Annotated in this window: 19 protein-coding genes; 16 read left to right on the forward strand and 3 right to left on the reverse strand. The window is 68.6% G+C overall.

What is annotated here, in order from left to right; genetic code table 11:
- Positions 1-140: 140 nt before the first annotated feature.
- From Q7C18_RS02015 to Q7C18_RS02035, 6 genes are all read left to right on the forward strand, one after another.
- Complete coding sequence (locus Q7C18_RS02015) at positions 141-797, forward strand: SDR family NAD(P)-dependent oxidoreductase (RefSeq protein ID WP_311023897.1); 657 nt, start codon at positions 141-143, stop codon at positions 795-797.
- Between the two features lie 164 nt (positions 798-961).
- A complete protein-coding gene (locus Q7C18_RS02020; RefSeq protein WP_311023899.1) occupies positions 962-1,324 on the forward strand; it encodes a cyclophilin-like fold protein in 363 nt (120 codons plus the stop codon).
- Positions 1,321-2,409, forward strand: a complete 1,089-nt coding sequence (locus tag Q7C18_RS02025; protein ID WP_311023900.1) for a PQQ-dependent sugar dehydrogenase — start codon at positions 1,321-1,323, stop codon at positions 2,407-2,409. Before Q7C18_RS02020 ends, Q7C18_RS02025 begins: the two co-directional genes overlap by 4 nt.
- 42 nt (positions 2,410-2,451) lie before the next feature.
- On the forward strand, positions 2,452-3,402 hold the full coding sequence (locus tag Q7C18_RS02030; RefSeq protein WP_311023902.1) for an aldo/keto reductase: 951 nt from the start codon (positions 2,452-2,454) through the stop codon (positions 3,400-3,402).
- A complete protein-coding gene (locus tag Q7C18_RS16740; protein WP_396954319.1) occupies positions 3,365-3,796 on the forward strand; it encodes a helix-turn-helix domain-containing protein in 432 nt (143 codons plus the stop codon). Before Q7C18_RS02030 ends, Q7C18_RS16740 begins: the two co-directional genes overlap by 38 nt.
- A 321-nt stretch (positions 3,797-4,117) precedes the next feature.
- Entirely contained in the window at positions 4,118-5,578 is a 1,461-nt protein-coding gene (locus Q7C18_RS02035; RefSeq protein WP_311023904.1) for an endo-1,4-beta-xylanase, read from the forward strand.
- A 159-nt stretch (positions 5,579-5,737) separates the two neighbouring features.
- Here the strand turns inward: Q7C18_RS02035 and Q7C18_RS02040 are convergent, their stop codons facing one another.
- On the reverse strand, positions 5,738-6,427 hold the full coding sequence (locus Q7C18_RS02040; RefSeq protein WP_070161718.1) for a 1-acyl-sn-glycerol-3-phosphate acyltransferase: 690 nt from the start codon (positions 6,425-6,427) through the stop codon (positions 5,738-5,740).
- A 122-nt stretch (positions 6,428-6,549) separates the two neighbouring features.
- On the opposite strand from Q7C18_RS02040, the gene Q7C18_RS02045 reads away from it, so the two are divergent.
- The 4 genes from Q7C18_RS02045 to Q7C18_RS02060 all read left to right on the forward strand — a co-directional run bounded on the left by Q7C18_RS02045 (position 6,550) and on the right by Q7C18_RS02060 (position 11,230).
- Positions 6,550-7,341 carry a carboxylesterase gene (locus tag Q7C18_RS02045; RefSeq protein ID WP_085437117.1) on the forward strand — a complete coding sequence of 264 codons (792 nt, stop codon included), beginning with the start codon at positions 6,550-6,552 and terminating at the stop codon, positions 7,339-7,341.
- Positions 7,338-7,703 carry a hypothetical protein gene (locus Q7C18_RS02050; RefSeq protein WP_070161713.1) on the forward strand — a complete coding sequence of 122 codons (366 nt, stop codon included), beginning with the start codon at positions 7,338-7,340 and terminating at the stop codon, positions 7,701-7,703. Before Q7C18_RS02045 ends, Q7C18_RS02050 begins: the two co-directional genes overlap by 4 nt.
- A 180-nt stretch (positions 7,704-7,883) precedes the next feature.
- On the forward strand, positions 7,884-9,707 hold the full coding sequence (locus tag Q7C18_RS02055) for an AMP-dependent synthetase/ligase (RefSeq protein WP_311023907.1): 1,824 nt from the start codon (positions 7,884-7,886) through the stop codon (positions 9,705-9,707).
- A 152-nt stretch (positions 9,708-9,859) separates the two neighbouring features.
- Positions 9,860-11,230: a class II 3-deoxy-7-phosphoheptulonate synthase gene (locus Q7C18_RS02060; protein ID WP_070161711.1), complete on the forward strand. Its 1,371-nt coding sequence runs from the start codon at positions 9,860-9,862 to the stop codon at positions 11,228-11,230.
- A gap of 57 nt (positions 11,231-11,287) precedes the next feature.
- Here the strand turns inward: Q7C18_RS02060 and Q7C18_RS02065 are convergent, their stop codons facing one another.
- Positions 11,288-13,000 (reverse strand): protein kinase domain-containing protein, encoded by a 1,713-nt coding sequence (locus Q7C18_RS02065; protein WP_311023909.1) that lies wholly within the window; start codon positions 12,998-13,000, stop codon positions 11,288-11,290.
- Positions 13,001-13,031: 31 nt separating this feature from the next.
- On the reverse strand, positions 13,032-14,135 hold the full coding sequence (locus tag Q7C18_RS02070; RefSeq protein WP_311023911.1) for a polyprenyl synthetase family protein: 1,104 nt from the start codon (positions 14,133-14,135) through the stop codon (positions 13,032-13,034).
- Between the two features lie 215 nt (positions 14,136-14,350).
- Between Q7C18_RS02070 and dinB the strand changes: the two genes are divergently transcribed.
- From dinB to Q7C18_RS02100, 6 genes are all read left to right on the forward strand, one after another.
- Complete coding sequence (gene dinB, locus Q7C18_RS02075; protein WP_311023912.1) at positions 14,351-15,607, forward strand: DNA polymerase IV; 1,257 nt, start codon at positions 14,351-14,353, stop codon at positions 15,605-15,607.
- A gap of 307 nt (positions 15,608-15,914) precedes the next feature.
- On the forward strand, positions 15,915-16,322 hold the full coding sequence (locus tag Q7C18_RS02080; protein WP_085437113.1) for a DUF3040 domain-containing protein: 408 nt from the start codon (positions 15,915-15,917) through the stop codon (positions 16,320-16,322).
- Between the two features lie 792 nt (positions 16,323-17,114).
- Entirely contained in the window at positions 17,115-17,546 is a 432-nt protein-coding gene (mraZ, locus tag Q7C18_RS02085; RefSeq protein WP_070161768.1) for a division/cell wall cluster transcriptional repressor MraZ, read from the forward strand.
- A gap of 200 nt (positions 17,547-17,746) precedes the next feature.
- Positions 17,747-18,751 carry a 16S rRNA (cytosine(1402)-N(4))-methyltransferase RsmH gene (gene rsmH / locus Q7C18_RS02090; RefSeq protein WP_311023914.1) on the forward strand — a complete coding sequence of 335 codons (1,005 nt, stop codon included), beginning with the start codon at positions 17,747-17,749 and terminating at the stop codon, positions 18,749-18,751.
- Entirely contained in the window at positions 18,748-19,413 is a 666-nt protein-coding gene (locus tag Q7C18_RS02095) for a hypothetical protein (protein WP_311023916.1), read from the forward strand. The genes rsmH and Q7C18_RS02095 overlap by 4 nt, the downstream gene beginning before the upstream one ends.
- Before the next feature lie 131 nt (positions 19,414-19,544).
- Positions 19,545-21,299 (forward strand): penicillin-binding protein 2, encoded by a 1,755-nt coding sequence (locus Q7C18_RS02100; RefSeq protein ID WP_311023918.1) that lies wholly within the window; start codon positions 19,545-19,547, stop codon positions 21,297-21,299.
- The last annotated feature ends 104 nt before the right edge of the window (positions 21,300-21,403 follow it).

Here is a 21,403-nt window from a genome sequence, read left to right on the forward strand (position 1 = left end):
CCCAGGATCTATGGCATCACTGTTGCGGCCGTGGTGGGAGTCCCTGGTGATGGGGGTACTCCCAGGGTCTCCCAGGTAGAGCTGCTGCGTGCCTACGGTGGAGATCGAATTCCGTCGATCAGAGAGGAAAGTGATCATCTATGACCACGTTCGCCATCATCGGAGCCGGCCCGGGTCTCGGCCAGGCCGCCGCTCGCCGGTTCGGCCGTGAAGGATTCTCCGTCGCGCTCATCTCGCGCAGTCAGGACAACGTCGACGCTCTCGCCAAGGAGCTCGCCGACGAGGGCATCACCGCCCGCGGATACGCGGCCAACGCCCGTGACCCGCAGGCCCTGGGAGCGGCTTTGGATGCCGCCGCGAACGACCTGGACCCGATCGAGGTGCTGCAGTACAGCCCCAAGCCGGCCAAGGAGTTCATGAAACCGGAGCTGGAGACCACCGCCGAGGATCTCGTCGGCCCCATCGAGCAGTCGGTCTACGGGCCGGTCACCGCCGTCCAGCACGTGCTGCCGGGTCTGCGGGAGCTGGGCCGGGGAACCATCTTGTTCATCAACGGTGGCAGTGCCGTCACCCCCAGCGGAGGCGTGGCCGGGACCTCGGTGGCTTTCGCCGCCGAGAGCGCTTACGGCCAGATGCTCCATGACGCCCTGACCGGTGAGGGCATCCATGTCGGTCAGCTGATCATCCCGCGCGGCATCGGCGGTGGGGATGCTGACCACGAGCCCGACGCGCTGGCCGAGCGGATCTGGGAGCTGCATCAGAACCGCGGTCAGTTCCGGGTCTTCGTCGGCGAATGATGTCCAGGCGGCGTGCGCGCATCTCCTTGGCAGCAGTGGTGCTGGCAGTGAGCCTGGCAGGCTGCGCGGCCGAGGAGAACGCCCCGCCGTCGGCGACACCCACCCCGTCACAGGAGCAGACGCAGGCTCAGTCAGAAACACCGGCGCCCGAAAGTGAGGAGACCATGGCCGAAACGCCGATCCGCATCACCGTCGGCGAGGACCAGTTCGATGCCGTGCTGTGGGACAATCCCGCCGCACAGGACCTCATCGAGCAGCTGCCGCTGACGCTGGACTTCTCCGACTACGGCGGACAGGAAGTCACCGCCGAGCCGCCCCAGCCATTGACGATGGAGGGCATGCCCGAGGGTGAGAGTGCCCCGGCAGGCACGATCGGCTACTACGCCCCCGACGAGGTCGTCGTGCTCTACTACACCGACGTGCCCCGGTTCACCGGGATCGTGCGGATCGGTGAGATTCACGGCGATGTGTCGCTACTGTCCGGATGGGACAGCTCGCAGCCGGTGACGATCGAGGTGACCTCGTGATCCCCACGACAGCGCGCCGCGTAACCCTGGCCCTGGCCGCGATCCTGGCTCTCTCGTCGTGTTCGGCAGAGCCGGAAACCGGGTCTGCTCCGTCTGACCCTGTAGCGTCCGAGAGCGCCCCAGAGCAGCAGACCGACGAGCTCACCACGGTCGCCGAAGAGCTGGCTGCTCCCTGGTCGATCGCCTTCCACCAAGACACGGCGCTGGTCAGCGAACGCGATACCGGTCGCATCGTCGAACTCGACGATGACGGCGCTGCCCGGGAGATCATCGTCATCGACGAGGTCGCACCCCGCGGTGAAGGTGGGCTGCTGGGCATCGCGGTGCATGAGGACTACCTCTACGCCTACTACACCACCGATGCGGACAACCGCATCACCCGCTACCCGATCGATGGCGAACCAGGCGCGCTCAGCCTCGGGGAGGCGGAGACGATTCTCGACGGAATCCCGGCGGCGGGCTACCACAACGGCGGCCGGATCGCGTTCGGCCCCGACGGCATGCTCTACGCCACCGCCGGCGACGCCGGCACCACATCCAACGCCCAGGACCTCGACTCACTGTCGGGCAAGATCCTGCGCATGACACCCGAGGGCACCGTCCCGGAGGACAACCCCTTCGACCGCTCCCTGGTCTACAGCTACGGCCACCGCAACCCCCAAGGCATCGACTGGGACGAAGAGGGCACCATGTATGCCTCCGAGTTCGGCCAGGACACCTGGGACGAGCTCAACGTCATCGAGCCAGGCGGCAACTACGGCTGGCCAGAGGTCGAAGGCATCGCCGAAGACAGCGACTACACCGACCCCTTGCAGCAGTGGGAACCGGCCGTGGCCAGCCCCAGCGGCATCGCGGTGACCGAGGAGTCGATCTTCATCGCGAACCTGCGTGGCTCCCGGCTGATCGAGGTACCGCTGGATGATCTGGGCTCGTCGAGCGAGCATCTGGTCGATGAGCACGGGCGTCTGCGCGATGTCACCATCGCCCCCGATGAGTCGCTGTGGGTGCTGACGAACAACACTGACGGGCGCGGCGACCCCGGCGAAGGCGACGACCGCATCCTGCGCATCGACCCCGCATCGTAAGTCGCAGCCGACGAACCACGACGAATCATGACGAGGAGTTCCATGAAGACCGTCCCCTTCGGACACACCGATACCCAGGTGCCCAGCATCATCGCGGGCATGATGCGTATCGCCGGCAGCAGCGATGAGCAGATCCGCGAGCTGTACCGCACCGCGCGTGAGGCCGGGATCGACTTCTTCGACCACGCCGACCTCTACGGCTTCAACCACCCCGGCGGCGGCACCCACCTGTGCGAGCGCCGCTTCGCCGAAGCCCTGCAACTGAGCTCGTCAGAGCGCGAGCAGGTCACGCTGCAGACCAAGACCGGCATCATCGCCGACCCCTGGGGCTACGACCAGTCCTACGACCACATCGTCAACTCCGCCGAAGAATCACTCAAGGCGCTGAACACCGACTACCTCGATGTACTGCTGCTGCACCGCCCCGATGCGCTGGTCGAACCCGAGGAAGTCGCCCGCGCCTTCGATCACCTGGAGTCCTCCGGCAAGGTGCGCGCCTTTGGCGTCTCCAACCACACGCCGCGTCAGATCGACCTGCTCAAAACTGCGGTCACCCAGCCGATCGTGGCGAATCAGGTGCAGCTCTCGCTCACCCACGCGGCGATCATCGCTCAGGGTCTGACCTCGAACATGACCGGCTTCGAGGGATCGATCACCCGCGATGGCGGCGGCATCGTCGACTACGCACGGATCAACAAGATCACGCTGCAGGCATGGTCGCCCTTCCAGAAGGGCTTCCAGGACGGCGTGTTCTTCGACTCCCCGGACTACGCAGAGCTCAACGAGGAACTAGCCCGGCTGGCCGACAAGTACCAGGTGACACCGATCGCGATCGCCAGTGCCTGGATCACTCGCCATCCCGCGGGCATCCAGGTCGTGCTCGGCACTACCAAACCCCAGCGCGTGACCGACGCCGCGGCAGGCTCGGAGATCCCGCTGACCCGCGGCGAGTGGTATGGACTCGTTCAGGCCGCCGGGCACAACGTGCCTTGAACACCCAGGGGTCGTATTCGGAACTTGCTACGCACGCTTGTCTATCGCCGAACCAGTTCGCGCAGGTTTCCTGGATGCGTTCGGTGTCACCCCGCACACGTTCTTGTCGATCCTGCGTGCGCGGCGCATGGCTAAAGTAGTGCGTGAGACTGATCAGCCGATCAGCCAGATCTACCGGCAGGTCGGATGGCTCAGTCGCTGTCATGCCGCGATCATCTTCCGCCGCTACTTCGGAGTGAACGCGTCCGAGTACCGTCGCTGCGGGCTGCCGACCGCCAGCCTGAGCGGGACAGGCGTTGGCGTCGCCCGGGCCGCGAAAAGTGCTAACGAAAGTGCTAAGCAACGTGTATCCCGGGGTACCGCGGTGGAGTTATCCACAGGCGAGATGCTTTAGATCGTTGATTTTACGCGGCAGAACGCCCCGTCGAGATTCGAGGCGCGAGAGGGTCGAGGTCAGTTCAAGTCCCCCCTCGCGCACGAGCCGAGAGAAGGGCCCCGGAGGAATCTCCTCCGGGGCCCTTCTGCGTCTGCGAGGCAGAGAGACGGAACTCTGTGATGGTTGACACAGGGGCTTGCCATAAATAGTCTCTTGGGAAGACAAAACATGGGGTGGATCACATCGCGCCGACGAGGCGGGCCCGGCTCAGGTCGCCGCTCAGTGAGAGCGCTCCACTCCTGGATGTCTGACCGAGCACTCGATCTCAGGAGGAAACTCATGCCATCGCAGACCACCACGCGGCGACTCGCCGCCGCCCTGTGCACCGGGCTGTTGACGGTGTCACTGGGCGCGGCTGCCGCGCAGCCGGCTGCGGCCTACAGTCCGGACGGTGCGCAGGAGCAGAGCGCCCCGGGCAACTCCGGCAACGCCGGGCGCCCCGACAGCCCGGGCAACTCCGGCAACGCCGGGCGCCCCGACAGCCCGGGCAACTCCGGCAACGCCGGGCGCCCCGACAGCCCGGGCAACTCCGGCAATGCCGGACGCCCCGAGAATCCCGGCAAGCCGGACAATCCTGGGCGGCCTGGCGGTGACGACGCCGGGGCCGCGGAGTGCGCCTTCGCTCCGGAGGGCGGACGCACCGACTACGACGCCGGCCGGGACTCGCTGCGCGCCCACAGCGACGACGGCATCCGCATCGGCAATGTGGCGGCCGGCGGTGGCCACTTCGACGATGAGGGGAGCACCGACCCGTTCTTCGGGGAGGACGGCTACCAGGAGCATCTGGCTGCGGAGTACTCCTCGATCACTCATGAGAACTACCTCAAGTGGGAGTTCGTCCACCCCGAGGAGGGGGTCTACGACTTCGAGGCCGCCGACGCCGTCGTGGAGTTCGCCCAGGCTCATGACATGGACGTCCGAGGTCATGCGCTGTCCTGGCATTCGCAGAACCCCGACTGGCTGGAGGAGGGAGACCACAGCCCCGAAGAGCTCCGCGGGATCTTGGAGGACCACGTGCGGACTGTGGTCTCTCGCTATGCCGGCTGCATCCAGCAGTGGGATGTCGCCAACGAGATCTTCGGAGACGACGCCGACGCCACGATCCGCGACGAGGAGAACATCTGGATCCGCGAGCTCGGCGTCGAGGTCCTCGACGACGTCTTCCGCTGGGCCCACGAGGAGGATCCTGACGCGCTGCTGTTCTACAACGACTACAACGTCGACGGCGTTAACGCGAAGTCCGACGCCTACTACGACCTCGTCCAAGGTCAGCTGGAGCGCGGCGTCCCGGTCCACGGCTTCGGTGCCCAGACTCACCTGAGCATGAACTATGGCTTCGACGAGACCTACCAGGAGAACCTCGAGCGTTTCGACGCCCTGGGACTGCATACGGCCGTCACCGAGATCGACGTCCGCGGAGACGTCGGCGAGGACGACAGGATGAACGATGAGGACCGCGCCGGCGCTGCCGAACGGTTCGAGACCGTCCTGCAGGCCTGCCTGGAGGTGGATAACTGCAACTCGTTCACCATCTGGGGCACCTTGGACGCCCACAGCTGGGTGCCGGGGACCTTCCCGGGTGAGGGCGACGCGACCCTGCACGAGGGGGACTACGAGCGCAAGCCGACCTACTGCGTCATCCAGCGCACGCTGGTGGAGCATCAGGAGGGTGGAGACTCCTGGGCCGAGGACGCGGCCTTCGAGGAGTGCCGCGGCATCCTCGAGGAGGCCGGCGTCTGACGGACGCCGTGATCATCGGCCGACCCGAGGGCGTCTGGCCCGAGGATGACCGGCCGCCGAGCGCCGCTCGTGCGACGACGCCGGGGAGCCCCAACGGGGCTCCCCGGCGTCGTCGTGTCGGCGTCGTCCAGACCGCGGACCGGTGCGGGGGCCCTGGTGTCAGCCTTCCCCAGACTCCATGCGCCGCTTCACATCGGCCGCATACTTGTCCACGTACTCCTGCCCGGAGAGGCGCATGATCTGATACATGATCTCGTCGGTCACCGCCCGTTGGGCGAAGCGGTCCTCGGCGTTGTCGTGATAGGCCTCGAAGGTCAGCGGCTCCCCGATGATCACGCCCACCCGGCGGATCGACGGGAGCTTCTTGCCGATGGGCTGGACCTTGTCCGTCCCGATCATCGCCACCGGGATCACCGGGACCTGGGTCCGCAGGGCGAGACGGGCGACGCCGAGCTTGCCCCGGTACAGGCGTCCGTCCGGGCTGCGCGTACCTTCCGGATAGATGCCCAGCAGGGCGCCCTCGCGCAGGGCGCGCTCTCCGGCGTTGAGCGAGTCCTGGCTGGCTCGCCCTCCGGAGCGGTCCATGGGAATCTGCCCCGTGATGTCGAAGAACTTCCTGGTCACCCAGCCTGTGGGCCCCTGCTTGACGAAGTAGTCCTTCTTGGCGAGGAAGCGCACCGGTCGGGGGACCTTCACCGGCAGGAAGACGGAGTCCGAGAAGGACAGGTGGTTCGAGGCGAGGATCGCCGCACCCTCCTCCGGAATGTTGTCCAGCCCCTTGACCCAGGGGCGGAAGACGGCGTTGACCGCCGGGCCGACGGCGAAGGTCTTCGCGACGTAGTAGAACACGGGCCGAGGAGTCCTTCCTGGGCGGACAGGGGCAGTGACGACCGGAGAGGGCGGACCGCGCAGGGGCCCCGTCCTCATCCGAGCTCCACTGTAGTGCGTGGACCAGCGGCTACTGTGGTGCCATGCCTCACACGCGTGATGATCCCGAGCGGCCCGAGCCGGGCGCACCCGGAGTCCTCCTGCTCCACGGCTTCACCTCCACGCCCGCCTCGATGGAGCCGGTGGCCCAGGTGCTCCGAGAGGCGGGGTACGCCGTCGAGGTGCCCCTTCTGCCGGGGCACGGCACGCGATGGGAGGACCTGAATGCTACGTCTGCGGGGGAGATTCTGCGCGCTGCCCTCGCGGGCTGGGACCGCCTGGCGGCGCGACGGTCGCACGTCGCCGTCGTCGGACTCTCCATGGGTGGTGCGCTGGCGATGCATGTGGCCGCCCGGCGCGCGCCCTTCGCGGCCGTCACCATCAATCCCTGCCTGCGGCTCAAGCCCCTGCAGCTCGGGTTCGCTCGACTGGCCGGGGGAGTCCTGCCCTCAGTGGCGCCCGTGGCGGGCGACATCGCCAAACCTGGGGTGGTGGAGGAGGCCTATGACCGCACCCCCGTACGCGGCGTGGCCGTTCTCGGGCGGATCGTCGCCCACGTTCGTCGGGAGCTCGACCTCGTCCGCGCACCGGTGCTGCTGCTGAGATCGGCGACGGACAATGTCCTTCCTCGGGCCTCAGCCGATACTCTGGTGCACAGGATGGATCCGGGGAACCTGACCCAGGTGGTGCTGGAGCGCTCGCTCCACGTCGCCACCCTGGACCATGACGCCGACGCTGTCGGTCGGCTGACGCTCGAGTTCCTCGCCGCCGCGCGACGGGGCGAGGCGGAGGCGGGCCAGCCTATGACGCCGACACTCTCAGGGGAGGACGCATGACCCGACACCGTGATGACGAGCCCAGTGCCATCTTCAGCCGTGGAGGAGGTTCCCGGCCCGTGGGCCGAGCAGGCCAGGGGCCGCGCGACTGGTCCGTGGACCACGAAGCGCTCGAGGAGATCGACGACTTCCGGCCGCCCAATCCACGCAATCCGCTGGCCGGCGCCAAACCGGGGGTCGTACTCGGCGCCGTGCTGGCCGTCGGAGGACTCGTGGCTCTCCTGGTGCTGACCTGGCTGCCGGCGACGATGCCGTCCTGGACGGCCCCCGTGCTGATCGGTGTCATTCTGGCCGGCCTGGTCACCCTGTTCCTGCAGATGCCGCGCCACCGCAGCGGATCCGGCGACGGCGCGCAGGTGTAGTCGGACGCCTGAGGCCCGGACGCGCAGCGGGTCCGGAGCCCACGTGGACAGGACCCCGGTCGACTCATTAGTGTGAGTCGCACCACAAGGTCGTTACTACCTAGTAGAAATACCGGTCGGGGGCAGGCAACGAGCTCCCGGCCCGCCCCGGTCCGTCGACAGAGACAGAGGAGTCCCGTCGTGAAGGAAAACGTCGTTCCCCCGGCCATCGAGGTCCCTGCGGAGCTGAACACCACTGACCTGCTGGAGCGCCAGGTCGAGCAGGACCCGACCAACGTGCTCTTCGGGCGACAGCTGTCCCCGGGGGAATGGACCGACGTGACGGCCCGGGAGTTCCGCGACGACGTCGTGGCCCTGGCCAAGGGTCTTGTCGCTCGGGGCATCGATGAGGGCGGGCGGGTCGCGATCATGGCCCCGACCCGCTACGAGTGGACTCTGCTCGACTTCGCGATCTGGTACGCAGGCTGCATCACTGTGCCGATCTACGAGACGTCCTCGCCGGCGCAGGTGGCCTGGATCGTCGAGGACTCCGAGGTCAGCCTCGTCGTCGTGGATTCGGCCTCCCATGAGAAGGTCGTCGATCGCGCGGTCTCGCAGGAGAAGCTGCAGATCCCGGCCGGCGTGCTCCGCCTGGACAACGACGACCTGAATCAGCTGCGGGCGGCCGGGGCCGAGGTGGAGGACGCGGAGATCGAGCGACGGCGCTCGCGGGCGGGCCTGTCCGATCTCGCCACGATCATCTACACCTCCGGGACCACCGGCCGTCCGAAGGGCTGCGAACTCACCCACGGGAACTTCACCGAGCTGTCTCTGCAGACCACGCACTCGTTGGGGCACGTGGTCAACAAGGACTCCTCCACGGTGCTGTTCATCCCGCTGGCCCACGTCTTCGCCCGGTTCATCTCGGTGCTGTCCGTGGCGGCAGGCACCAGAGTCGGCCATACGGCCGACATCAAGGAGCTGGTGGACGACCTCGGCACCTTCCGGCCCACGTTCCTGCTGGCCGTGCCGCGCGTGTTCGAGAAGATCTACAACGCCGCGATGATGAAGGCCGAGTCCGAGGGCAAGGGCGGAATCTTCACCAAGGCGGCGCAGACGGCGATCGACTGGTCGAAGGCTCAGCAGGCCGGCAAGGTCCCCTTCGGGCTGAACTTGAAGCACAAGCTGTTCTCCAAGCTGGTCTACTCCAAGCTGCATGCCCGGATGGGAGGGCGGGTGACGCATGCTGTCTCGGGCGGAAGTCCGCTCGGGGCGCGGCTGGGGCACTTCTTCCACGGCATCGGGGTGATGATCATGGAAGGCTACGGTCTCACCGAGACCACCGCCCCGATCACGGTCAACACGCCGGAGAACTACAGGATCGGCACCGTCGGAGTTCCCCTGCCGGGCTGTGCCGTCCGGATCGCCGACGACGGCGAGGTGCTGGGCAAGGGCGTCTGCGTCTTCAGCGGCTACCGCAATCGCCCTGAGCTCAAGGACGAGGCCTTCACCGAGGACGGCTGGTTCCGCACCGGCGACCTGGGGTCGCTGGACGATGACGGCTTCCTGACCATCACCGGGCGGAAGAAGGAGATCCTGGTGACGGCGGCGGGCAAGAACGTCGCCCCGGCCCAGCTGGAGGACCAGATCCGTGCGGACGCGATCGTCTCCCAGGTGGTCGTCGTCGGCGACGGGCGACCGTTCGTCGCCGCTCTGGTGACCTTGGACGGAGAGACGCTGCCGCAGTGGCTCGAGCGGCACGGGATCGACCCGGAGACGCCCATGGGAGAGCTCATCCGGCGGGAGGAGATCGTTGCGCACGTCCAGTCGGTGGTGGATCGGGCCAACGAGTCGGTCTCCCGCGCGGAGTCGATCCGCACGTTCCGGCTCCTGGAGGAGGACTTCACGATCGAGTCCGGCCATCTGACGCCGTCGATGAAGATCAAGCGTCCGAGCGTCATGAAGGACTACGCGGAGGTCGTCGACGACCTGTATGCCCAGGCGGCCGCCGACCGGAAGGACTGACCCGGGGATCGGCGGGCGCGGCGGCCGGCCCAGGGCTGTGGCGCGTCAGTCCAGAATCTGGACTGCCCATGGTCGCATTGGGCCGGCCGCCGACGCCGGGCTAGGCTGGTGACGTGACTACTACGCCAGAGAAGACCCCCGTCCAGACCCCGTTGACCGCGCCCGGAGAGATCCTCCACACCGGTGCCGCCGACTATCCGGGTCTCGACGAGTGGCGCCGACTGCCGATCAGACAGCAGCCGGACTGGCGTGACCACCCGGACTTCGACGCCGCCGTCGGTGAACTCTCTTCGAACCCTCCGCTGGTCTTCGCCGGTGAGGTGGACAAGCTGAAGCGACGGCTGGCCAAGGTGGCTCAGGGCGAGGCCTTCCTCCTGCAGGGCGGTGACTGCGCCGAGACCTTCGCGGGTGCGACCGCCGACAAGATCAGCGCTCGGGTGAAGACTCTGCTGCAGATGGCCGTGGTGCTGACGTACGGCGCTTCATTGCCCGTGGTGAAGATGGGCCGCATGGCCGGCCAGTTCGCCAAGCCCCGTTCCTCGGACATGGAGACCCGGGGGGAGGTGACCCTGCCGAGCTTCCGTGGGGAGATCATCAACGGGTTCGACTTCACCGAGGAGAGCAGGCACCCGGACCCCAAGCGGATGGTGCAGGCCTACCACACCTCTGCGGCCACGCTGAACCTGGTGCGGGCCTTCACCGAGGGCGGATTCGCCGACCTGCGGGCCGTCCAGCAGTGGAACAAGGGCTTCATGGAGAACCCTGCCCACGCGCGCTATGAGTCCATCGCCGGCGAGATCGACCGCGCCGTGAGGTTCATGGAGGCCTGCGGGGCCGACTTCGACGGTCTGAAGCGCACCGAGTTCTACGCCGCCCATGAGGCGCTGCTGCTCGACTATGAGCGCGCACTGACCCGTATCGACTCCCGCACCGGCGAGCCGTATGTGACCTCCGGGCACTTCGTGTGGATCGGAGAGCGCACCCGCGAGCTCGACGGCGCACACGTGGACTACCTCTCCCGAGTGCACAACCCTCTGGGTGTGAAGCTGGGCCCGGGCACCACCCCGGAGGACGCCCTCGCACTGATCGACAAGCTCGACCCGCAGCGCGAGCCGGGTCGACTGACCTTCATCACGCGGATGGGGGCCAAGAACATCCGGGAGAAGCTTCCGCCGCTGGTCGAGGCCGTCCGGGACTCGGGGGCGAAGGTCGTCTGGGTCACCGACCCGATGCACGGCAACACCATCACCGCCAAGAACGGCTACAAGACGCGGCAGTTCGACGATGTCATGGACGAGGTCCGCGGCTTCTTCGAGGTGCATCGCTCCCTGGGCACCTACCCCGGTGGCCTGCACGTGGAGATGACCGGTGACGACGTCGCCGAGTGTCTCGGCGGTTCGGACATCATCGACGAGTCGGCCTTCGACTCTCGCTACGAGTCGCTGTGCGACCCCCGACTGAACCACAAGCAGTCCCTTGAGATGGCCTTCCTGGTGGCGGAGGCGCTCACCCAGGTGAAGTGATCTGATCCCTGCCGTCGCCACCTCGCCCGGCCTGCCCGTGTGGGCGGGCCGGGCGTCTCAGTCGCCCCGGAGCAGCTCGGCCAGCAGCGCCGAGGGCTCGGGGGCGTCGCCGTCTCCGAGGCTGGGGATCAGGTCCGGACTGAGCCCCAGATACCAGGCGAAGAGCACCAGCAGAGCACCGCAGATCATGATCACGGCGATCGTCAGCCAGGTGCGTGTGGGCGTCGGCCGGTCCAGGTCCACCAGCGGTCGCTGGCGTCTGCGCCGATCATCGCCGGACGACTCCGTGCGTCGACGCAGCCAGGTGGCCGGTCCACGCGCGAAGGTCCCGTCCTCGTGATCGGCGTCCCCCGCCTCCGGGTCTCGAACGGGCCGTGGAGCGCCGACCGCGGAGAACTCCGACGTCGGCTCGGCCGGCCCGTGGCCGGAGGAGGTGGGCCGTACCGGCGACATCACCGACGTCGCCTCGTCCTGCGGGCCGGAGGCGAGGGCCTGCTCACCGTCCTGGCCGGCGCCCGAGAGGTCCTCAGTGCCTACGTCGCCCTCGCCGGTGGCCTCCGGCAGGCGGAAGGCCTCGGTGGGAACCTCGGCCACGGTCTGTCGTTCGTCCTCATCGAGGGTGGCACCGGAGCGGGCATGCAGCAGGGCTGCGGCCACGTCGTCGTCCCAAGCGTCCGATTCCACGCGGGTGGGGAACTCCTCCTGGGCGCTGAGCGCGACGGTGGCGTCAGGATCCTGGGGAGTGGGGCCTGCGCCGGCGTCCGTCGGTGAAGCGTCCGATCCCGTCCGAGTCTCGGCCCCCTCGCCCGGTGCGGAGGGGAGCGCAGATCCCTCGGCCCCGGGGATGACCGCCGTGCCGGCGGGATCGGCCCCCGGGCGCAGCTCTTCGGCGGGGTGGTCTGCGCCGACCGGCTGATGGTCCAGCTCCTCGTTGGTCAGTCCTTCGCGGCACCTGACCACCAGTGCGAGCAGCTCGTCGGCATGCTTGGGCCGTTCCTCGACGGCGGGGCGTGTGGCCGCCCGGACGATCTCGTCCAGCGCGGAGGAGAGCCCGGGCACCGTGGATGAGGGCGCAGGGACGGTGGAGTTCACGTGCTGGAAGGCCACCCGGACCGGGGAGTCCCCGGTGTAGGGCTGCACGCCGGTGAGCATCTCATAGAGCAGGATCCCCACGGCGTAGATGTCCGCCCGTTCGTCGGCGCCCTCCCCGGAGAGGAGCTCGGGGGAGATGTAGGCGACTGTGCCCATGAGCGTGCTGGTGCCCGAGTGGTGGGTGGCGGCCCGGGCGAGCCCGAAGTCGGCGAGTTTGATCCGTCCGTCGCGGGAGACGAGCACGTTCTCCGGTTTGATGTCGCGGTGCACCAGCCCCGCCCGGTGGGCGGCGCCGAGGCCCTGCAGGATGGCTTCCGCGTAGGTCAGTGCCAGCCGAGGAGTCATGGGGCCGCGTTTGAGCAGCGTCCGCAGCGTCGCTCCGGGGACGTGCTCCATGACCAGGTAGGCGGTCTCTCGGGTCTGGCCCTGGTCCAGGACCTGGACGACGTTCGGATGCGAGATCAGGGCAGCGTTGCGAGCCTCCTGTTCGAAGCGCTCGACGACCTTGCGGTCCTCCGCCATGTGCGGGAAGAGCACCTTGAGGGCGACGTGACGGCCCAGGCGGGCGTCGCGCGCCAGATAGACCGTGGACATGCCGCCGCGGGCCACCCGGTCTTCGATCTCGTAACGTCCGTCGACGGTGGTGCCGATCCACGGATCCGACTGTTCGGTGCTCACTGGGTCCAGCCTAGCGAAGTCCCGGCGGTGCTCATCGGTTGCGCCGCACCAGTCGGTCGCTGACCTCCTGGAAGTCGTCGAGCACGTCCTCGGCGACGCCGGCACCTCGCAGCCTGGTGACCTCTGCGGCGCTGGTCTCCAGCAGGCTGTCGATGGTGCGCTCCACCTCGGCGACGGCGCCCGAGGCGGTGAGGATCTCCCGTGCCCTGGCCACGGCGTCCGCGGAGAGCTCAGGGTCACCGAGCATGGTCTCCAGCTCGGCCGCGTCGTCCGCGGAGGAGCGGAAGAGGCCGTAGGCGATGAGCTCGGTCCGTTTGCCCTCACGGAGATCGTCTCCCACGGGCTTTCCGGTGGTCTCGGGATCGCCGAAGACGCCGAGCAGGTCGTCGCGCAGCTGGAACGCCTCGCCCACGGGCAGCGCGGCGGCGGCCAGACCGCTGCGCAGGGCCTCAGGCGCACCAGCCAGCGCCGAGCCCAGGACGACGGGGTGCTCGGTCGAGTACCGGGCCGCCTTGTAACGCACGACCCGGCGAGCTCGGTCGATCGCCTGGGCCTCATCGGGGGCGGGCCCGGCCACTTCGGCCAGGACATCGAGGTACTGGCCGGAGATCACCTGTGTGTGCATCTGCTGGAAGCTCCGGCGCGCCGCGTGCAGAGGTTCCTCGGCGCCGTGGAGCGTCGTGGCCTCGACGAGTGCCCCGGCGAAGGACTCACCTGCCCAGGACAGCGCCAGATCGCCGGTGAGGATGGCGGCCGCGGTGCCGAAGTGCCCCTCGTCCCCGGCCAGACGCTCGTCGCGGTGCAGGGTCTCGAACCGGCGATGCGTGCTGGGCAGTCCCCGGCGCGTGTCGGAGCGGTCGATGACGTCGTCATGGACGAGGGCGGCCGCCTGGAAGAGCTCCAAGGACACACAGAGGCTGTCCAGCGCCGGGTGGGAGGCCGCGTCACCGCCGGCGGCCCGCCATCCCAACCACGCCAGCACGGGGCGGAGTCGTTTGCCGCCGCGTGCCATCGCCTCCAGGGAGTCGGCCAGCGGGGCGGCCTCCGGAGCGATGGCGGCCACCTCGGACCTGTGGGAGCTCAGCTGGGCGGCGACGCAGGCGGTGACGTGGGCGATGAAGTCCGAAGTCCGCACGCGGGAGACCTCCTGGTGGTGGGGCGATGGGGCCGGGGACGCCGGGTGGCCGGCGCGGCGGATGCCAGCCTATCCGGTCCGCCGAGTTCTGCCAGGGTCTGTCGGGAGGCGGCCGGTGCGCTGTCGGGGACTCGGCTGGGGGCGGGAGCTGTGGGGCGGCGGAGCGGGTGAGGCGACGGGCGTCACGTGTCGGAGGACCTGAGTACTCTGGGAGCATGCAGGCACAGCGCACCCGGCAGCCGGAGCGGACGCCCCGGGTCCTGGCCCATGTCGACATGGACGCCTACTTCGTCGAGGTGGAGCTGCTGGATCGCCCTGAGCTGCGCGGCCGCAAGCTCATCGTGGCCCAGGACTCTGGACGCTCGGTCGTGCTCTCGGCCTCCTACGAGGCCCGCGCCGACGGTGTCCGCTCCGCAATGCCGCTGGCCCGAGCAAGGCAGCTCAGCCCGCAGGCGCTGGTGCTGGCCCCGCATCAGTCCCGTTACCGTGAGATCTCCCAGGAGATCATGACGTACTTCTCTACGGTGACGGACACGGTGGAGCAGCTCAGCGTCGACGAAGCCTTCCTGGACCTCACCGGCGCCCGACGGCGACTGGGGTCTCCGGCGGAGATCGGAGCCCGGATTCGTCGAGAGATCCGGGAGATCTTCGGGCTCCCTTGCACGGTCGGCATCGCGGACCGCAAGTTCATCGCCAAGATCGCCTCCACCAGGGCCAAGCCGGACGGAATGCTTGTGGTGCCGCCGGCGCGGCGCCTGGAGTTCCTGCACAGCCTGCCTGTGAGGGCGCTGTGGGGAGTGGGCGGACGCACGGCAGAAGTGTTGGAAGGCCTGGGGGTCACCACCGTACGACAGCTGGCGGAGACGCCTGAGGACCTGCTTCGTCGGCGGTTGGGCGTCGCCGGCGCACAGCTGAGACGCCTGGCCTGGGGAGACGACGAACGGGAGGTGGAGACTCAGCGCGAGGAGAAGAGCATCGGTGCGGAGGAGACGTTCGCTGAGGACGTGTCGTCGACGGAGACGCTGCACGAGGAGATTCTGCGGCTCAGCCATCGCATCGCGGCCCGGCTCCGCGCGGCAGGGCTGTCGGCGCAGGGCGTCAGCCTGAAGCTGCGGTATCGCGACTTCGAGACTCTGACTCGCAGCACCACACTGACCCACCCGACGCAGTCGGCGCTGACCATCCGTACCCGGGCTGCGGGCCTTCTGGATCGTCTGGGAGCCCGCCCCCAGCCGGTCCGGCTCATCGGTGTGCGGGCTGAGCGGCTCAGCCGCGAAGGGGGTGCGCTGCAGCTCAGCTTCGACCGCGCGGAGACCAACTGGATCGATGCGGAGAACGTCCTGGATGCGGTGGCGCGGCGGTTTCCGGGAGCCGCCGTGGGTCCTGCCTCGCTGCTGCGTCCCGAGGGGCGCGGCAGCGAGGAGGGGACCAGCCAGGGCACACCGAGCGGCCGTGACGCGGGCACGGAGTGATCCCTGCTGAGCCGGCCCGGCGGCGGTGTGACAGCCTCTCAGCGGCACCTCTGGGCCGTGTGCGACGCGAAGGCCCTCGGCGCCGCGGTGCAGCAGCCGCTCAGGTTCGCACCCGCTCCGACCTGGGAGGGGAGCGAGTCTGAACGCCCGCTGGACGGACGGTCACAGCACGGTCACGGGGCGGATCACAGCTAGGTCTCGGGCGTGGCGAGACGGTAGAATGAGATTCCAGGCGAACCAGCTTGGACGCTGGGCGAAGAAGGACGTCCAGGGACAGCGACCGCCGGCGACTGCAAGGAGCCTCACGATGCCACTCTCGGAGCGAGAACAGCGCATGCTGAAGGAACTGGAGGAGCAGCTCCAGTCTGAGGATCCCAGCTTCGCGACCTCGATGCAGGAAGTCCCCACCGGGAAGGTGAACATCCGGAACCTGGTGCTGGGCCTTCTCGTGGCCGTGCTGGGTCTCGTCGTCCTGCTCTTCAGCATCTACAGCCAGTGGATTCCGGTCGGCGTCGTCGGATTCCTCGTCATGGGTGCGGGTGTCTATTTCGCGACCACCGGTGGGGCCAACAGTGGCGGGTCATCCCGCGGCGGTTCCGGCGGCGACGGCGGCGGGGGAGGCGGAGGCGGCCCCCGCGGCACGACTCCGAGCCCGTCGGGCTCGTTCATGAGCGGCCTCGAGCAGCGCTGGGAAGAGCGGCGTCGTCAGGAATGACGCCGCGTCACCGGTCGCGTGCCGTCGCCACGGCGTCGGCCGTGAGTGAGGCGTGAGCGACCGTCCCGCGGGACAGCGGCTGATCCGAGCGACTCCGCGACCTCCGCAGCTCACCGTGTGAAGGCACATGGCGCGCGGGACGGTGCCCCGTTCGGCGGCGTCGCGTGAGATGGCTGTGATATCGCAAGCCCTCCTGGGAACTCTCCCGGGAGGGCTTTCCTGTGCCTGCGGGCCACGCGGCGGGGTGGAAGACGCGCGAGGTGATCGGGGCCCTGGGTGAACGAGGCCCTGGGTGAATGAGCCCGTGGGTGAATGAGTCCGTGGGTGAACGAGGTGCTGGGTGGCACTGGATCATGCCCTGGGTGACCTGCGCTGCTCGTGCATGGTCGCGATCCGCCGTGTCCCGTCCCGGTGACCGGCGCTCTTCGCCGTCCTCCTCCACTTTCCTCCACCTTTCCTCCACTGTCGCGGTCTCAGGACCCCCGCGCCGTGGTCTCCGGGGCGTCAGATGCCGGCTCGAGCCCGTGTCCGGGCTGCTGCGTCCCGTCCGCGGAGGTGCGGGGAGCACAGGGTCCTCCACCTCCCTCCACTGCGCCCCACGGCTCAGATCCTCACGAAACTGCAGGTCAGAAGGATTCATGGGCTGCTCGGCGCCGTCGGTGGGGGTTGTCGAGGCGACGCGTGGGGGCGATTGGGTTGAAAGTGGGGGAAAGTGGGGTAAAGTGGAGGGCGTCAGAGGGAAGAGGGTTCCTGGAGGGCGAGACTGCACGGACATGTGAGGCGGTGGGCGCTGTGTTCCTCGGCACCTACACCCCGCGCATGGACGAGAAGGGTCGTCTGATCCTGCCCGCGAAATACCGTGACGAGCTGGCCGACGGCCTGGTCCTCACCCGCGGGCAGGAGCGGTGCATCTACGTGTTCAGCACGGACGAGTTCCAGAACGTGCACCGGCAGATGCGACAGGCCCCACTGACCTCTCGGCAGGCACGTGACTACATCCGCGTGTTCCTCTCCGGAGCTTCGGACGAGGCTCCGGACAAGCAGGGCCGCATCACGATCCCGGCGGCGCTGCGGGAGTACGCGGGACTCGATCGTGATGTCACGGTGATCGGTGCGGGGGACCGTGCCGAGATCTGGGACAGCGCGGCATGGAACTCCTACCTGGAGGAGAAGGAGTCCGAGTTCTCGTCGACCGACGAGGAGGCGATCCCCGGAATCTTCTAGGAGCACGGTCCAGGTGCACGGCGTCCCGAAGGCGCCGCAGCGGACCGAACACCGTGCGAAACGACGAACAGGCGAGAGGGTCCTTGGGCGAGTTCTCCAGCCGCTCCGAAGGCATCCTGACATCTCTTCCCCGGTGTCAGGCGGCCTCGGCGCGGAGGGGGAGCTGGATCAAGGATCCTCTCCGGCATCTGGAGGCGAACATGGCTGAGCGGGCCACCGGCGACCGGCACGTCCCGGTCCTGCGCGACCGCTGCATCGAGCTGCTGCTCGGCGGCGTGGCTGCGGTCCGTGCCGCCGGCCGTCGGCCCGTGGTCATCGACGCGACGCTGGGCATGGGCGGGCACACCGAGGCGCTCCTGGCGGCCGACGAGGACGTCCGGGTCATCGGTCTCGATCGCGACACCGAGGCGCTTGCGCTGGCCGGTGACCGCCTGGCTGTCCACGGCGACCGGTTCCGCGGCGTCCGTACCGTCTACGACCGTGCGGACGAGGTCGCCCGCGAGCAGCTGAGCTCCGACGAGGGTCTCGCCGGGATCCTGTTCGACCTCGGCGTCTCCTCCCTGCAGCTGGACGAGGCCGATCGTGGGTTCGCCTATTCCTACGATGCCCCGCTGGACATGCGCATGGACGCCGCCGAGGACTCCGCGGATGAGACCGCCGCCGAGCTCCTGGCGCGGATCCCCGAGCCGGAGCTGCGCCGGATTCTCAAGGAGTACGGCGAGGAGCGCTTCTCCGGGCGCATCGCCGGGCGCATCGTCGCGCGCCGCGCCGAGCGCCCCTTCCTGACCACCGGTGACCTGGCCGCCGTCGTCGATGCCGCGGTGCCCGCCGCGAGCAAGCGGACCGGCGGACACCCTGCCAAGCGGACGTTCCAGGCTCTGCGCATCGCCGTCAACCGGGAGCTCGACGTCCTCGAGGACGCGGTCCCGCGAGCCATGGACGCGCTCGACCTCGGTGGTCGCCTCGTGGTGCTCAGCTACCACTCTCTGGAGGATCGGCTGGTCAAGCAGGCCGTCGCCGCACGGACGAAGTCCTCCGCGCCGCCCGGCCTCCCGGTGGAGCTGGAGGAACACCGACCGACGTTTCGGGCGGTCACCCGGGGCGCGGAGGTCCCGGATGCCACAGAGATGGCGGAGAACCCGCGAGCCGCCTCCGCGAAACTGCGATCAGCTGAGAAGATCAGGGCGAGGAGGACCACGCGATGAGCACACAGGCTGTTCCCGAGTGGGAACTGTCAGCGACGCCCTCACCGGACGAGAAGCCGTCGTCTCTGGGCACCGCAGCACCGACGCTGCGGGCCCTGCCCAAGGTGCGTCGGCGCCACCGCGGTCTCACGGCGGGCATCATCGCTCTGATGGTGGCTGCCCTCGCCGTCGTCCTCGCGATCAACATCCACGTCTCCAACACCCAGTACCGCGTGGTGGAACTCACGCAGCAGCACCAGCTCCTCACCCAGCAGAACCAGGCTCTCGAGCAGCAGGTCCTGCACCTGCAGTCACCCCAGGTGCTCTCTGACAACGCCGTCTCTCTGGGCATGGTCATGCCTGCGGCAGCGGGCGCCTTCGAACTGGACGGCGGGACCGTCACTGGTCCCGCAGAGGCCGCCGACTCGTCCGACCGGCCCTCGAGCTTCGTCTCCACCCCGGTCCAGCCGGGAGATGAGGCCGCGCCCTCCCTGGACGTCGCAGAGGAGGCCGGCGGGGCGCCTGCCGGCTTGCTCGGCTCCGGCGCGTTGAACACCCTGACCCAGTCGACCCCGGGGCACAATGGTCAGCAGGCGGACAGCGAGTCCGCCGCCGACGACGGACGCGGGTTCAGCCCCGACCGGCTCAATGGCGGGACGATCCCCGCGCCCGGCCTCGACTGACCAGCCGGCCGGCCGTCTGTCCCGCCGGCGTCCTCACCGGACGCCGACCGACGAGCAGATCCCGGAGGTCCGCAGCAGCGATGGTGACGACTCAGAGCGTGGACGATCGTCGCACGCGTGATGGACGACTCATGTCCCAGCGCATGCGCATCGGACTCGCCGCCCTCGTCGCTCTGCTGCTCGTCCTCGGGGTGCGCCTCTTCCATGTCCAGGGGCTCGATCCCTCGGGCCATGCGCAGGCCGCCGTGTCCGAACGCCTCCGCAGCGTGCCCCTTCCCGCCGAGCGCGGTGAGATCCTCGACGTCGACGGGCGCACCCTGGCGACCAGCGTCCAGCGCTACGACCTGGTCGTCGATCAGCGGCTCATCGATGACTTCCGGGTCCGGGACGAGGTCACCGGGCTGTGGACGACGATGCCGTTGGAGACTGCGATCTCCGACCTGGCCTCGATCCTGGATGCGGAGCCGGAAGACCTGGCCGAGCGCATGGCGGGAGATCGGGCCTACTCCGTGGTCGCCCGGTCCGTGACCCCCGACGAACGCAGCAGGGCCTTGGATCTGGACATCCCTGGCCTGTACGCGGAGCCGGTCTCCCAACGGACCTATCCTGCGGGTGCCGTCGCTGGATCGATCCTCGGGTTCGTGGGCTCCGACGGCACTCCGCTGGACGGCATCGAGCTCGCCCAAGACTCGGCGCTGTCCGGCACGGACGGTGAGCGCACGTTCGAGATCGCCGGCGACGGGGTGAGGATCCCCACGGCCACGTTCGAGGAGATTCCGGCCGAGGACGGGCAGGACGTGCGCCTGACCATCGACCAGGACCTGCAGTGGTTCGCCCAGGAGGCCATCGCTCAGAAGGCCAACGAGTACAGCGCCCTGTGGGGCAATGTGACCGTGATGGACGTGCGGACCGGAGAGATCATGGCCATGGCCGACTCCGAGACGGTGGACCCGGCCGATCCCGGGGCCACGGACGAGCTGTTCCGCCGACCGCTGGCCCTGACCCAGGACTTCGAGCCCGGCTCCACAGGCAAGGGGATCACCTTCGCTGCGGCGCTCGAAGAGGGAGCGGTGGCGCCCACCGACGCGTTCACGGTGCCGAACCGGCAGGAGTTCGACGGCCAGGTGATCAATGACTCGATGCGGCACGAGACCTTCGACATGACGGCGGCCGGCATCTTCGCCCGTTCCTACAACACCGGCACGGTCATGATCGGCAACGAGCTCACGGAGCAGGAACGCTATGACTGGATGCGGCGGGTCGGCATCGGCGAGGACATCGACGTCGGCCTGACCTCGTCCGCGACGTCGGTCCTGCGCTCCCCGGAGGAGTGGGACGCCAGGCAGCCCTTCACGACCCAGTTCGGCCAGGGGTACACGACGACGGTCCTGCACAACATCAGTCAGTTCCAGACCTTCGCCAACGACGGCGTCCGCGTGGACCCCCAGCTCATCGACGCCTACATCGATCCGGACGGATCCGAGCACCCCGTCGAGAGCGGTTCGGAGAGGATCTTCTCCTCGGAGACCTCGCAGGAGATGCTCAAGCTGATGGAGGGCGTGGTGGACCACGGGACCGCCACGGGCGCCCAGATCCCGGGCTATCGTGTGGGCGGGAAGACCGGTACCGGGCAGGCGGCCGGAGAGGGCGGCGGCTTCGACGGGCATACGACGTCCTTCATCGGGGTCGCCCCGTTGGACGACCCGCAGTATCTGGTGGCCGTCACAGTGCATCGGCCCCAGGGCGAATGGCGGGATTGGACCGTGGTGGACACGTTCTCCGAGGTGATGTCCCACGTCCTGAGCACGCGGAACGTCCCGCCGTCGGGCGAGGAGTCGGAGTCCTACGACGCCTTCACCGGTGACGACCAGGACCGGCCATGGTGACTCGGTCCGACGGCGCCTGCGTCCCCCTGCAGGGCGCTGACGGGGCATCACGGCGGGTGTCATGCATATCGCATCGTGCCGGCGAGGCCGTCGGCGCCGAGCCG

Origin of the sequence: Nesterenkonia sp. CL21 (genome assembly GCF_031705515.1) — a bacterium.
In the GTDB taxonomy this organism is placed as follows: Bacteria; Actinomycetota; Actinomycetes; order Actinomycetales; family Micrococcaceae; genus Nesterenkonia; species Nesterenkonia aethiopica.